This window comes from Sinorhizobium numidicum (assembly GCF_029892045.1).
Lineage (GTDB): Bacteria > Pseudomonadota > Alphaproteobacteria > Rhizobiales > Rhizobiaceae > Sinorhizobium > Sinorhizobium numidicum.
Genome location: NZ_CP120368.1, coordinates 3,483,243 through 3,495,711, shown reverse-complemented (window position 1 = coordinate 3,495,711; position 12,469 = coordinate 3,483,243). Strand labels below are relative to the sequence as shown.

Sequence of the window (12,469 nt, the reverse complement as noted above, 5' to 3'; positions counted from 1 at the left end):
ACTGCAGTTGAGGCGGACCGAAAGCAAGAAGGCCCCGCATCGCTGCGAGGCCCTGGTGATTTCGTGTCGAAGATAGATCAGACGATCTTCTGGCCGGTCTTGGCCCAGTCGGCCAGGAACATTTCCAGGCCCTTGTCGGTCAGCGGGTGCTTGACCAGCGCTTTCAGCGTTGCCGGCGGCGCCGTGACCACGTCCGCGCCGATGAGGGCCGCCTCCTTGACGTGGTTCACCGTGCGGATCGAGGCGGCGAGGATTTCGGTCTCGTAGCCATAGTTGTCGAAGATGTGGCGGATTTCACGGATGAGATCCATGCCGTCGACGGCGATGTCATCGAGGCGGCCGATAAAGGGCGAAACGAAAGTCGCGCCGGCCTTTGCTGCGAGCAGCGCCTGGTTGGCTGAGAAGCAGAGCGTGACGTTGGTCTGATGGCCGTCCGACGTTAGCGCCTTGCACGCCTTGAGGCCGTCGAGCGTCAGCGGCAGCTTGATGCAGATATTGTCGGCGATCTGCGATAGCGCGGCCGCTTCCTTCATCATTTCGCTGTATTCCGTCGCCGTCACTTCCGCCGAAACCGGTCCGTCGACGATACCGCAGATTTCCTTGGTGACTTCGACGATATCGCGGCCGGACTTCAGGATCAGCGAGGGATTGGTGGTGACGCCGTCGAGAAGACCGAGATCGTTCAGCTCCCGGATTTCCTTGACGTCGGCGGTATCAACGAAAAATTTCATAGGGTATCTCCCTTGGCAGTCGGCCGTTCGGGCGGGTATCCACCGGGAGCAAATCCATGGCAGAAACGCGCGCGTTGAAACTCTGATGGAACCGTGACAAACCCTGAACTTGTAGGGCAGCGGTTCCGCTGCGCAGTTTCTTTAGCTGAAACCGGTGGCAAGGTCACGGCAAAATGACGCTTGATTCAACCGATTTATTCGGGGCGGTACTCGACCGCCGCATCGTGCCCGTCCTGGTCCCGATGCCGGCGCTGAAGGCCTATTCCTATGGGGTGCCGGATGGGTTGGCGGTCGAGCCGGGATCGATCGTGCAGGTGCCGCTCGGGCCGCGCCTGGTCGTCGGCGTCGTCTGGGACGGCGATGACGACGGTACCGTCGATCCGAAGAAGCTGAAGCGGATCGAAAAGGTTTTCGACTGCCCGCCGCTCAATCGTGACATGCGCGCTTTCCTCGATTGGGTGGCTGCCTATACGGTGACGCCCCCCGGGCTCGTCGCCCGAATGGCGCTCCGCGCGCCGACCGCCTTCGACCCCGAGCCGATGGTGGAAGCGCTGCGGCTGACGGATAGACGCCCGGAGCGCATGACTGCCGCACGCGAACGCGTCATCGCCGCAGCGAGCGACGGACTTGCCTGGACGCGCTCAGGGCTCGCGCACGCCGCCGGTGCTTCGTCTAGCGTCATTGACGGCCTCGCGGCGCAGGGGGTGTTCGAAACGGTGTTCATGCCACCGCCGCCGGTGGTTGCCGCGCCGGATCCGGATTTCGCCGCACCCCGGCTTGAAGGTCCGCAGAAGGAGGCTGCTGCCGATCTGCTGACCACGATCGAAGAAGGCAAGTTTTCCGTCTCGCTCATCGACGGCGTTACTGGCTCCGGCAAGACCGAGGTCTATTTCGAGGCGATCGCCGCGACGCTGCGCGCCGGCAAACAGGTGCTGATCCTGTTGCCGGAGATAGCGCTGACCGCGAGCTTCCTTGAACGTTTCCAAGATCGCTTTGGCGCGAAACCGGCGGAGTGGCACTCCGACCTCGCGCCGCGCATGCGGGAAAAGGTGTGGCGGCAGGTGACGACCGGCCGGGTGCGCGTCGTCGCGGGTGCCCGTTCGGCGCTGTTTCTCCCTTTCGAGGAACTGGGCCTGATCATTGTCGACGAGGAGCACGACCCTGCCTACAAGCAGGAGGATCGCGTCTTCTACAATGCCCGTGACATGGCGGTCGTGCGCGGGAGGATTAGCGGTTTCCCGGTCGTGCTGGTTTCAGCGACGCCTTCGCTGGAAAGCCGCGTCAACGGGGAGGTGGGCCGCTATAGGCCGATCCACCTGCCGACCCGTTTCGGCGATGCGGCGCTGCCGCATCTCGGCGTCGTCGACATGCGCCGCCACCCGCCGGAGCGTGGCGGATTTCTCTCGCCGGTGCTCGTCAACCAGATTGGCAAGGCGGTCGGTCGCGGCGAGCAGGCATTGCTGTTCCTGAACCGGCGCGGTTACGCGCCGCTGACGCTCTGCCGCGTCTGCGGCCATCGTTTCCAATGCCCGGACTGCTCAAGCTGGCTGGTCGAGCACCGCTTCCGCGGCCAGATCCAGTGCCATCATTGCGGCTATTCGGAGCGCACGCCGGAGGCCTGCCCCGAATGCGGCACGCTCGATCATCTCGTCGCCTGCGGCCCGGGTGTCGAGCGCATCGCCGAGGAGGTCGAGCGGCATTTTCCGGAAGCTCGCACCATCGTGCTCTCTTCCGATCTGATGGGCGTCAAGCGACTGAGGCTGGAGCTGGAAGCGATCGCGCGCGGCGAAGCCGACATCGTCATCGGCACCCAGCTGGTCGCCAAGGGACACAATTTTCCGCTGATGACGCTGGTCGGCATCGTCGACGCCGATCTCGGCCTTGCCAACGGCGATCCGCGCGCCGCCGAGCGAACATTCCAGCTCCTCTCGCAGGTGACCGGGCGCGCGGGCCGGACGGGCTTGAAGAGTCTTGGTCTGCTTCAGACCTATCAGCCGCAGCACCCGGTTATGCAGGCGATCATTTCCGGCGATTCCGATGCCTTCTACGAACGCGAGATCCATGAGCGGGAGCGGGCCGCCCTGCCTCCCTTCGGCCGGCTCGCCTCCATTATCGTCTCCGCCGATACGCGCCACGATGCCGAGGGTCATGCGCGCGGGCTTCGCAACGCCGCCCCGCGTGTCGACGGCATCTCGATCCTCGGTCCGGCGGAGGCGCCGCTTGCTCTCATCCGCGGCCGGCATCGATTCCGCCTGCTCGTCCACGGGCGCCGCAACAGCGACATGCAGTCTTTCGTCAAGGCCATGATCGCTGCCGGCCCGAAGGAACGCGGATCGATCAACGTGCAACTCGACATCGATCCGCAGAGTTTCCTGTGATCGGACCGGCAAGAGCGGGATGAGGAAAAGCATGCGCGATTTTCCGCTCGCATCCCGCTAACAGCTGATTCCCTTCGCCGCCGACATGCGCTAGACCCAATGACGCGCCTGCGAAGAATCGCTCGTGGCGCCTGCACTGAGATGATTTGCCGCGGGGATGGCCATGGAGTTCTATATTCCGACGGAGACCGGAGAGTTCCTGGCTTTTTGTGCGGCCGCAGCGGCGGCGCTGATCGGCTTCATCATGCTCTTTGCTCCCCGTCTCACCTTTCGCGCGGCCGGCATCGGGGTCGCTGAGGGGCGGCGCGGCGGCCTGGCGGAGGCCCGCTCCACCATGGGCGGCATGCATCTGGGATTAGGGCTTGGAGCCATTCTGCTGGCTCAGCCGATGGTCTATCTCGCCGTCGGCGCCGCCTTTGCGCTGGCCGTTTTCGGCCGCATCCTGTCGATGATGAGCGACAATGGCGCGACACTTTTCAACTGGACCGCGCTCGCCATCCAGTCAACGCTCGCGTTCTTGCCGCTTGCCTATGTTTTCGGGCTGATCTGACCGCCGAAGGCAAGCGCAGCGGGCTGCGACGGAATTTACGGCAAAATTCGGCCGAACAGGACCGAGTAATGCCGCATTCCTGCCGTTGGCGTGTTGCGAGTCCAAACATCCTATGCTAGACGAACCGCGAATTGCGGGGGAAGTGGGTCTGACGGCCTCGATATCCTGCGAGTTATTGCAGCAAATTCAGAATGTTAAGTCAACGGTTCGCCGCAGCTGACGTTCTTGGATGAATTTGAGAGAAGCTTGTGCCCGTGGCAGACACATCCCAGCTTATTTCCGGTGTTGCAGAAAGATATGCGTCCTCGCTTTTCGAGCTTGCGCTCGATGCCGGTTCGGTCGAGGCGGTCGGTTCGGATCTCGACCGTGTTCAGGCGCTGATCGACGGCAGCGACGATCTCAAGCGGCTGATCGTGAGCCCTGTCTTTTCTGCCGACGACCAGTTCAAGGCCATTTCGGCGATCGTCGAGAAGGCTGGTTTTCCCGGGCTGGTCGGCAACTTCCTCAAGGTCGTCGCGCGCAACCGCCGCCTCTTTGTGCTGCCGGGCATCATCAAGGCTTTCCGCCTGTTCGCCGCGCGCCACCGGGGCGAGATCTCTGCCGACGTCACGTCGGCGCATGCGCTGACTGAAGCGCAGCAAACTGAATTGAAGGCGACGCTGAAAGGCGTCACCGGCAAAGACGTGGCGGTCAACGTCACCGTCGATCCGTCTATTCTTGGAGGTCTGATCGTCAAGGTCGGTTCCCGCCAGATTGACACCTCCCTTCGCACCAAACTCTCTACCCTTAAGCTTGCACTGAAAGAGGTCGGCTGATGGATATCCGCGCCGCGGAAATTTCCGCAATTCTCAAAGATCAGATTAAAAATTTCGGCCAGGAAGCAGAAGTCTCCGAAGTCGGCCAGGTGCTTTCCGTCGGTGACGGTATCGCCCGCGTCTACGGTCTAGACAATGTTCAGGCAGGCGAGATGGTCGAATTCCCGGGCGGAATTCGCGGCATGGCGCTGAACCTCGAAGCCGACAACGTCGGTGTCGTTATCTTCGGTTCGGACCGTGACATCAAGGAAGGTGACACCGTCAAGCGGACCGGCGCCATCGTGGATGTTCCGGTCGGTCCGGAACTGCTCGGCCGCGTCGTCGACGCGCTCGGCAATCCGATCGATGGCAAGGGCCCGATCAATGCCAAGCGGCGCTCCCGCGTTGACATCAAGGCGCCGGGCATCATTCCGCGCAAGTCGGTTCATGAGCCGATGTCGACCGGCCTCAAGGCGATCGATGCGCTCATTCCGGTCGGCCGCGGCCAGCGCGAGCTCGTCATCGGCGACCGCCAGACCGGCAAGACCGCCATCATCCTCGATACCTTCCTGAACCAGAAGCCGATCCACGACAACGGCCCGGAGCAGGACAAGCTCTATTGCGTCTACGTCGCCATCGGCCAGAAGCGCTCGACGGTCGCGCAGTTCGTGAAGATTCTCGAAGAGCGTGGCGCTCTCCAGTACTCGATCATCGTTGCGGCAACGGCTTCCGATCCGGCTCCGATGCAGTACCTCGCACCGTTCGCCGGCTGCACGATGGGCGAATATTTCCGCGACAACGGCAAGCATGCCCTGATCGGCTATGACGACCTTTCCAAGCAGGCCGTCGCCTACCGCCAGATGTCGCTGCTCCTGCGTCGTCCGCCGGGCCGCGAAGCCTATCCGGGCGACGTCTTCTACCTGCATTCCCGCCTGCTCGAGCGCGCTGCAAAGCTCAACGATGACCAAGGTGCCGGTTCGCTGACGGCTCTGCCGGTCATCGAAACGCAGGGCAACGACGTGTCGGCGTTCATTCCGACCAACGTGATCTCGATCACCGACGGCCAGATCTTCCTCGAAACCGACCTGTTTTATCAGGGCATCCGTCCGGCTGTTAACGTCGGCCTGTCGGTTTCGCGCGTCGGCTCCTCGGCCCAGATCAAGGCGATGAAGCAGGTTGCAGGTTCGATCAAGGGTGAGCTCGCACAGTACCGCGAAATGGCGGCCTTCGCGCAGTTCGGTTCGGATCTCGATGCCGCGACGCAGCGGCTCTTGAACCGCGGCGCCCGCCTGACCGAGCTTCTGAAGCAGCCGCAGTTCTCGCCGCTGAAGACGGAAGAGCAGGTCGCGGTGATCTTCGCCGGCGTCAACGGCTATCTCGACAAGCTGCCGGTCAGCGAGGTCAGCAAGTTCGAACAGGGTCTGCTTTCCTACCTGCGTTCCGAAGGCAAGGACGTGCTGGAAGCCATCCGCAAGGAAAAGGCGATCTCCGACGACACCAAGGGCAAGCTGAAGGCTGCGATCGACAGCTTCGCCAAGTCTTTCGCCTGAGCGGATTTCAGTTAGGACGGACAACGGATGCCTTCACTTAAGGATCTGAAAAATCGGATCGCCTCCGTAAAGGCGACGCAGAAGATCACCAAGGCGATGAAGATGGTCGCCGCGGCGAAGCTTCGGCGCGCGCAGGAGGCGGCCGAGGCCGCCCGGCCCTATTCGCAGCGTATGGCTGCCGTTCTCGCCAATATCGCCCAGGCGGTCGGCGCGGACGACAGCGCGCCGCGGCTGATGACCGGGACCGGCGGGGACGATACGCATCTCTTGATCGTCTGCACGGCGGAACGCGGGCTTTGCGGCGGCTTCAATTCGCAGATCGCCCGCTTCGCGCGCGACCACGTACGCAAGCTGCTCGCGCAGGGCAAGACGGTGAAGATCATCTGCGTCGGCAAGAAGGGCTTCGATATTCTGCGCCGTGAATTCGCGTCGCTGATCATCGACCGCGTCGACCTGCGTGAAGTCAAGAAGGTCGGCTTCGAAAATGCCGATCGGATCGGCCACAAGGTGATCGGGCTCTTCGAAAACGGCGAGTTCGACGTCTGCACGCTGTTCTATTCCGAGTTCAAGTCCGTCATTTCGCAGGTTCCGACTGCCCAGCAGCTCATCCCGGCTTCGGACGGCGAAGTTTCGGCCGGTACCGCGGACGCATCGGCGATCTACGAGTATGAGCCGGACGCCGGCGCCATCCTCAGCGATCTCATTCCGCGCAATATTTCCGTGCAGATCTTCCGGGCATTGCTCGAGAACGTCGCGGGCGAAATGGGCGCCAAGATGAGCGCCATGGACAATGCGACGCGCAATGCCGGCGACATGATCAACAAGCTGACGCTCAACTACAACCGTCAGCGGCAGGCGCAGATCACCAAGGAACTCATTGAAATCATCTCTGGCGCGGAAGCGCTCTAAGGTTACGAGAAGAGGGTAAGAATCATGGCTAAGGCAGCTACCCCGAAAGAAACCGCAGCGGCGAAGAAGCCTGCTGCTCCGAAGAAGGCAGCTACCGCCAAGACAGTCGCTACGGCTACGGGTGCGGTCGGCCGCGTGACGCAGGTCATCGGCGCCGTGGTCGACGTGGCTTTCGAAGAAGGTCAGCTCCCGCAGATCCTGAACGCGCTGGAAACCGACAACAAAGGCAACCGCCTTGTTCTTGAAGTCGCGCAGCATCTCGGCGAAAATTCCGTCCGCACGATCGCGATGGACTCGACCGAAGGTCTGGTTCGCGGTCAGTCGGTCACCGATACCGGCGGGCCGATCTCGGTTCCGGTCGGCAAGGAAACGCTCGGCCGTATCATGAACGTCATCGGTGAGCCGGTGGATGAAGCCGGCCCGCTCAAAACCTCTGCACGCCGCGCCATCCACCAGGAAGCGCCGGCCTATGTCGAACAATCGACGGAAGCGCAGATCCTCGTAACCGGCATCAAGGTCGTCGACTTGCTCGCTCCTTACGCTAAGGGCGGCAAGATCGGCCTCTTCGGCGGTGCAGGCGTCGGCAAGACCGTTCTGATCATGGAACTGATCAACAACGTCGCCAAGGCGCACGGCGGTTACTCGGTCTTCGCAGGCGTCGGCGAACGCACCCGCGAAGGCAACGACCTCTACCACGAAATGATCGAATCCGGCGTGAACAAGCACGGCGGTGGCGAAGGCTCCAAGGCTGCGCTGGTCTACGGCCAGATGAACGAGCCGCCGGGTGCCCGTGCACGCGTCGCGCTGACCGGCCTGACTGTTGCCGAACAGTTCCGCGACGAAGGCCAGGACGTTCTGTTCTTCGTCGACAACATCTTCCGCTTCACCCAGGCAGGTTCGGAAGTGTCGGCTCTGCTCGGCCGCATCCCATCGGCCGTGGGTTATCAGCCGACGCTCGCGACCGACATGGGCACGATGCAGGAGCGTATCACCACCACGACCAAGGGCTCTATCACCTCGGTTCAGGCGATCTACGTTCCGGCCGACGACTTGACCGACCCGGCGCCGGCAACCTCGTTCGCGCACCTCGATGCCACGACCGTTCTGTCGCGCTCGATCGCCGAAAAGGGCATCTATCCGGCTGTGGATCCGCTCGACTCCACCTCGCGCATGCTTGACCCGATGATCGTCGGCGAGGAGCATTACGAAGTGTCGCGCAAGGTGCAGTCGACTCTGCAGCGCTACAAGGCGCTTCAGGACATCATCGCCATCCTCGGCATGGACGAACTTTCCGAAGAGGACAAGCTCGCCGTTGCCCGCGCCCGCAAGATCGAGCGCTTCCTGTCGCAGCCGTTCTTCGTGGCCGAAGTCTTCACCGGTTCGCCAGGCAAGCTGGTTGCTCTCGAAGACACGATCAAGGGCTTCAAGGGCCTCGTCAACGGCGATTACGACCACCTGCCGGAAGCTGCCTTCTACATGGTCGGCTCCATCGAGGAAGCGATCGAAAAGGCCAAGAAGCTGGCTGCCGAAGCCGCTTAACCAGCATTGCGAACCGTGGCGCGGCTAATTCGCGCCGCGGTTTTCATTCTGCCGCGATGTGAAGGGGCAGAGAAGATGCACAGCCCGCTGTCGTTTCGCAGCGCGCTTACCAGAAGTGAATGGTCATGGCCGAGAGTTTCAATTTTGAGCTTGTTTCCCCGGAGCGGCTGCTGCTCTCAGAAAAGGTGACGGAAGTCGTCATTCCGGCGACCGAGGGCGAGATGACCGTGATGGCCCATCACGCGCCGACCATGACGACCGTCAAGCCGGGCGTGGTAACGGTCAAGACGGCCGACGGGAAGACCGAGCGCTACGCGGTTTTCGGTGGCTTTGCGGATGTCCTGCCGACCGGATGCACGCTGCTTGCTGAATCGGCGGTTCATGTCGACGAGCTCGACCCCACGGTCCTCGAGAACCGCATCGATGCGGTTCGCGCCGAATTGGAAGGCGCCAACGACGAGAAGAGGACCCGTCTCGAACAGTTCATCGCCGAACTGACGAAGCTCGGGGAGATCGTCATCCCGGCCTGAAAGGGACATCCCGACAAGGGATAAGGCACAGGAAGAGCCCCGCTTCAGGCGGGGTTTTTTTGTGCCCCAAACAGCATGCGCTCGTTAACACGGCGTCGGGGGACCACTCGCGGTCGGAAGGGCCACTTGCGCAAAGCTGTTCTTCAGGGCTTCGGTTATTTGCGCTTGGAGCCGACGGGGGTCTCTGAGCGACGGCCCGTTGCAGGGCCTCGCCTAGGCCGGCGGATGGCCCGCACCTTCCCGCCCGCTCCGCCGCCGCAGAAGAACTGATCGCCGCCGTCGGATTCGAGCCCTGACACGCCCACACCGGGAGGCATGTCGAGCTTCTCCAGGACCTCTCCCGTTTCAGGATCGACGCGCCTGACCTCGCTCTCGTCACCTTCCCAGGTGCCGTGCCAGAGCTCCCCGTCGACCCAGGTGACCCCGGTGACGACGCGGTTCGATTCGATGGTGCGAAGAATTGCCCCCGTTTGGGGATCGACTTGATGGATCCTCCGGCCGCGATGCTGCCCGACCCAGAGCGTGCCTTCGGCCCAGGCGAGCCCCGAGTCACCGCCGCCGCCAGGCGCCGGGATCGTCGCGAGCACACGGCCGGTCTTCGGGTCGATCTTCTGGATGCGATCCTCGGCGATCTGAAACAGGTGCTGGCCGTCGAAGGCCGTTCCCGCGTGTGCGGCGATGTCGATCGAGCGCACCGCCTCCCCGCTCGCAGGATCAAAGGCGTTCAGCTTGTCTCCGGACGCAAACCAGACGTGCTGGCCGTCAAACGTAACCCCATGCACCTGGTCGGCACCCGGAAAGGGCCCATATTCACGGAGGATTTCGGCTTTGGTTCGTTTCATGCTTCCATCCTAATCACTTGGCAGTCGACCGGGGAGTAACAAGATTGTCGGGAATCCCGGCATGGGCTGGGTCACCCAACGTCGCGCTCGCCCGCGACCGAACGGCTGCACCTTGCCTGCCGCCGCAAGCTGATCGAGCGCCCGCTGCACGGTGCGCGGGCTGGCTCCAAGCGCAATCGCGAGCGCCGAGCTCGACCACGACTCGCCGTCGGCGAGAAAGGCGAGCACTGCGGCATGCTGCTCTTCGGCCGGCGGCGCCAGCACGACGACCTCGCGGGCACGGCGCGGCGCCAGTGTAAAGCCTCGCTTCGTCGCCCTCACCTCTGCCAGCATCCGAAGCTCGAGGCGAAGCCGCCCGACTTCGACCCGCAACCGTGCGCGATGCGATTCATCGGCATGCTTCGCCCGGAAGGCGCGTTGAACGAGCGTGCTTCTCGGCACGTCTCCGGGCCAGGCTTCACCAAGCGCGCGGGCAAGCGCGAACAACACCGGGCGTGTCGCGAGCGAAACCACCGGGCCTTCGCCCCGGACGACATGGCGGCATGCGTCCATGACGAGCGTGCCTGACGACAGGAGCGCTTCGACCTCCTCAAGCAGGAGGGGGCGTTCCTCGCCACGCGCAATCAGCCGCGCCGCGGGCGTCTTCAGGATGAGGGATGCGCTTTCGACCTCCGCCGTCAGCGCGGGGATATCCGCCTCGCGCGCGGCGTGCTCGGCCCGAGTGAGCGCAGTGCGCGCCTCCTTCGTCTTCAGGCGCCGAACAGCGATTCCCGCAACCGCCAGCTCATGAGCGACCCTCGACGCGGCCGGGAGCGGCGTGGGATCGAGCACGGCGAGTGTGCGCTCGGCCTCGTCGAGGCGACCGATCAAGAGCAGGCGCCGGACCTTAAGATGCCGCGCATGCGCGGCATTTATGCGGTCGCCGTGCGCTTCGAGCGTCGCCCGCGCGGCGTCGAGCGCCTTGGCAGGCCAGGAGAGGTCGCGCGAGACCAGTGCAACCTCGGCTTCGGCGACGACGCACCGCGCGCGCGCCACCGCCTCTTTCGGACCGAAGGCGCGTGCAGCACTTTTGAGGAGAGCCTTTGCTCGAACGAGATCGCCGAGCTGCGCCATTGCAATGCCTCTGAGTGCGAGTGCAGGCGCATCGCCACGCAGGGCGACCCGCTTCAATGCGCCGAGCGGATCACCGGCCGCAAGCGCCCGCGCTGCAGCGGTGATCAGCGAGTCCATCGGAATCCCGTCACACTTGTAACTCTCACCATTCGATATCCGGTTCTATTCTACCTCACGACCAGCAAGCAACACGTCGCGCCAGGAATGGTGCGACGACAGATAGGCAAGGGAGAAGAATGATGACGGCACATGTGACTGGAACACGTGAAAAGTGGCTGGCAGCGCGGCTCGAACTGCTTGCGGCGGAGAAAGAGCTGACGCGGCGCAGCGACGAGCTGGCGCGGCGACGCCAGGATTTACCGTGGGTCCGGGTCGATAAGGAATACCGATTCGAGACCGAACAGGGGAGCGCCTCGCTTAAGGACCTCTTCCGTGGGCGCTCGCAGCTCCTCGTCTACCATTTCATGTTCGGACCCGACTATACGGCCGGGTGCCCGTCCTGCTCGTCGATCGCGGATGGTTTCAACGGCATCGTCGTTCATCTTGAGAATCATGATGTCGCCTTCTCCGCGGTGTCGCGTGCACCGCTCGCAAAGCTGCAAGGGTTCAAGCGGCGGATGGGCTGGACCTTCCCTTGGGCGTCCTCGAACGACGGCGACTTTAACCGCGACTTCAGCGTTTGGTTCACTGAGGAGCAGCAGCGGGAGGGCAGCATAGAATACAACTTTCGCCGCGAGCCGCCGGCACCCGAGCTGCTCGCAGGCAAGACCATGCAGGAATGGCAGTCACCCGGCGAGGGACCGGTCGCGCAAATCGCAGCGATGACTGGAACCGACGTTGCCACATATACGCGCGACAGGCCGGGCGTAAGCGCGTTCGTGCTCGACGACGGCAACGTCTATCATACCTATTCCAGCTATGCGCGCGGACTGGACGGCCTATGGGGTATGTATCAATGGCTCGACCGTGCCCCCAAGGGGCGCAACGAGAGCGGTGTCTGGTGGCGTCTCCATGACGAGTATGGTCGGAGTTGAGGTTCCGATGCCACTCCACTCAGACCGCCCGAATGGAAGGTCGACTGCCGGCGATGGATCTGCCGTTGCCGGTGGTGCCAGTGCCGGAGCTGCCAGTGCGGCAGCGCGAGGCATAGCTGATTGGCTATCCCTCGCTGCCGCGCCGACATTCGCGATCATGGCGCTGCTGACGGCCGCTACAGGTGGTGCCGATATGATCTGCTCTTCGACGCAAGATGCTTCACCGCTGAACGGAATGGTTCCGATGTACTTGCTCATGGCCGCCTTCCATTCGGCGCCATGGCTGAAGCTGGTCTCCAGCCGAGGGCAGAAGATGGAGAGAAGTATCGTGTAAGCGGACGGCTAGCTTTCGCCCGCTATGACTCCAAGGTCGTCACCGTTTTGGCGGCGAGATGGAGACACAGCTTTGCAAGCGGCCGTCGCGCTTGTCCCGGCGGAGCGTTGCCATTCTGTCCGGAAAATAAAATGCCCGGGATGCTGTCCGGGCATTTCGGTCTCT

General features: G+C 63.1%; 12 protein-coding genes. 9 read left to right on the top strand and 3 right to left on the bottom strand.

Going from position 1 to position 12,469, the window contains the following annotated elements; translation table 11 throughout:
* Positions 1–77: 77 nt before the first annotated feature.
* Complete coding sequence (fsa, locus tag PYH37_RS27950; RefSeq protein WP_280734731.1) at positions 78–731, bottom strand: fructose-6-phosphate aldolase; 654 nt, start codon at positions 729–731, stop codon at positions 78–80.
* A 173-nt stretch (positions 732–904) separates the two neighbouring features.
* On the opposite strand from fsa, the gene PYH37_RS27945 reads away from it, so the two are divergent.
* From PYH37_RS27945 to PYH37_RS27915, 7 genes are all read left to right on the top strand, one after another.
* The gene (locus PYH37_RS27945) at positions 905–3,109 is read left to right on the top strand and encodes a primosomal protein N' (RefSeq protein ID WP_280734730.1); all 2,205 of its coding nucleotides are present in this window, start codon (positions 905–907) and stop codon (positions 3,107–3,109) included.
* A gap of 163 nt (positions 3,110–3,272) precedes the next feature.
* Positions 3,273–3,659, top strand: coding sequence for an AGROH133_08824 family phage infection protein (locus tag PYH37_RS27940; RefSeq protein ID WP_280734729.1), 387 nt, complete (start codon positions 3,273–3,275; stop codon positions 3,657–3,659).
* Positions 3,660–3,907: 248 nt separating this feature from the next.
* A complete protein-coding gene (locus PYH37_RS27935) occupies positions 3,908–4,474 on the top strand; it encodes a F0F1 ATP synthase subunit delta (protein ID WP_280734728.1) in 567 nt (188 codons plus the stop codon).
* On the top strand, positions 4,474–6,003 hold the full coding sequence (gene atpA / locus PYH37_RS27930) for a F0F1 ATP synthase subunit alpha (protein ID WP_280734727.1): 1,530 nt from the start codon (positions 4,474–4,476) through the stop codon (positions 6,001–6,003). The genes PYH37_RS27935 and atpA overlap by 1 nt, the downstream gene beginning before the upstream one ends.
* A 27-nt stretch (positions 6,004–6,030) precedes the next feature.
* On the top strand, positions 6,031–6,912 hold the full coding sequence (locus tag PYH37_RS27925) for a F0F1 ATP synthase subunit gamma (RefSeq protein WP_280734726.1): 882 nt from the start codon (positions 6,031–6,033) through the stop codon (positions 6,910–6,912).
* 24 nt (positions 6,913–6,936) lie between these two features.
* Positions 6,937–8,451, top strand: coding sequence for a F0F1 ATP synthase subunit beta (atpD, locus tag PYH37_RS27920; protein WP_280734725.1), 1,515 nt, complete (start codon positions 6,937–6,939; stop codon positions 8,449–8,451).
* A gap of 125 nt (positions 8,452–8,576) precedes the next feature.
* On the top strand, positions 8,577–8,981 hold the full coding sequence (locus tag PYH37_RS27915; RefSeq protein ID WP_280734724.1) for a F0F1 ATP synthase subunit epsilon: 405 nt from the start codon (positions 8,577–8,579) through the stop codon (positions 8,979–8,981).
* Positions 8,982–9,136: 155 nt separating this feature from the next.
* Here the strand turns inward: PYH37_RS27915 and PYH37_RS27910 are convergent, their stop codons facing one another.
* Positions 9,137–9,823: a Vgb family protein gene (locus PYH37_RS27910; RefSeq protein ID WP_280734717.1), complete on the bottom strand. Its 687-nt coding sequence runs from the start codon at positions 9,821–9,823 to the stop codon at positions 9,137–9,139.
* 9 nt (positions 9,824–9,832) lie between these two features.
* Complete coding sequence (locus PYH37_RS27905; protein WP_280734716.1) at positions 9,833–11,053, bottom strand: helix-turn-helix domain-containing protein; 1,221 nt, start codon at positions 11,051–11,053, stop codon at positions 9,833–9,835.
* Positions 11,054–11,175: 122 nt separating this feature from the next.
* Between PYH37_RS27905 and PYH37_RS27900 the strand changes: the two genes are divergently transcribed.
* Together PYH37_RS27900 and PYH37_RS27895 are read left to right on the top strand one after the other, a co-directional pair.
* Positions 11,176–11,970 (top strand): DUF899 domain-containing protein, encoded by a 795-nt coding sequence (locus PYH37_RS27900; RefSeq protein WP_280735992.1) that lies wholly within the window; start codon positions 11,176–11,178, stop codon positions 11,968–11,970.
* 7 nt (positions 11,971–11,977) lie between these two features.
* Complete coding sequence (locus PYH37_RS27895; RefSeq protein ID WP_280734715.1) at positions 11,978–12,304, top strand: hypothetical protein; 327 nt, start codon at positions 11,978–11,980, stop codon at positions 12,302–12,304.
* The last annotated feature ends 165 nt before the right edge of the window (positions 12,305–12,469 follow it).

What these genes read in the sequence shown, in the direction of transcription:
- PYH37_RS27905 (WP_280734716.1), bottom strand. Translation starts at nt 11,053, where the DNA reads ATGGACTCGCTGATCACCGCTGCAGCGCGGGCGCTTGCGGCCGGTGAT.
- atpD (WP_280734725.1), top strand. Translation starts at nt 6,937, where the DNA reads ATGGCTAAGGCAGCTACCCCGAAAGAAACCGCAGCGGCGAAGAAGCCT.
- PYH37_RS27910 (WP_280734717.1), bottom strand. Translation starts at nt 9,823, where the DNA reads ATGAAACGAACCAAAGCCGAAATCCTCCGTGAATATGGGCCCTTTCCG.
- PYH37_RS27925 (WP_280734726.1), top strand. Translation starts at nt 6,031, where the DNA reads ATGCCTTCACTTAAGGATCTGAAAAATCGGATCGCCTCCGTAAAGGCG.
- PYH37_RS27915 (WP_280734724.1), top strand. Translation starts at nt 8,577, where the DNA reads ATGGCCGAGAGTTTCAATTTTGAGCTTGTTTCCCCGGAGCGGCTGCTG.
- PYH37_RS27940 (WP_280734729.1), top strand. Translation starts at nt 3,273, where the DNA reads ATGGAGTTCTATATTCCGACGGAGACCGGAGAGTTCCTGGCTTTTTGT.
- fsa (WP_280734731.1), bottom strand. Translation starts at nt 731, where the DNA reads ATGAAATTTTTCGTTGATACCGCCGACGTCAAGGAAATCCGGGAGCTG.
- PYH37_RS27900 (WP_280735992.1), top strand. Translation starts at nt 11,176, where the DNA reads ATGACGGCACATGTGACTGGAACACGTGAAAAGTGGCTGGCAGCGCGG.
- PYH37_RS27945 (WP_280734730.1), top strand. Translation starts at nt 905, where the DNA reads ATGACGCTTGATTCAACCGATTTATTCGGGGCGGTACTCGACCGCCGC.
- PYH37_RS27895 (WP_280734715.1), top strand. Translation starts at nt 11,978, where the DNA reads ATGCCACTCCACTCAGACCGCCCGAATGGAAGGTCGACTGCCGGCGAT.
- atpA (WP_280734727.1), top strand. Translation starts at nt 4,474, where the DNA reads ATGGATATCCGCGCCGCGGAAATTTCCGCAATTCTCAAAGATCAGATT.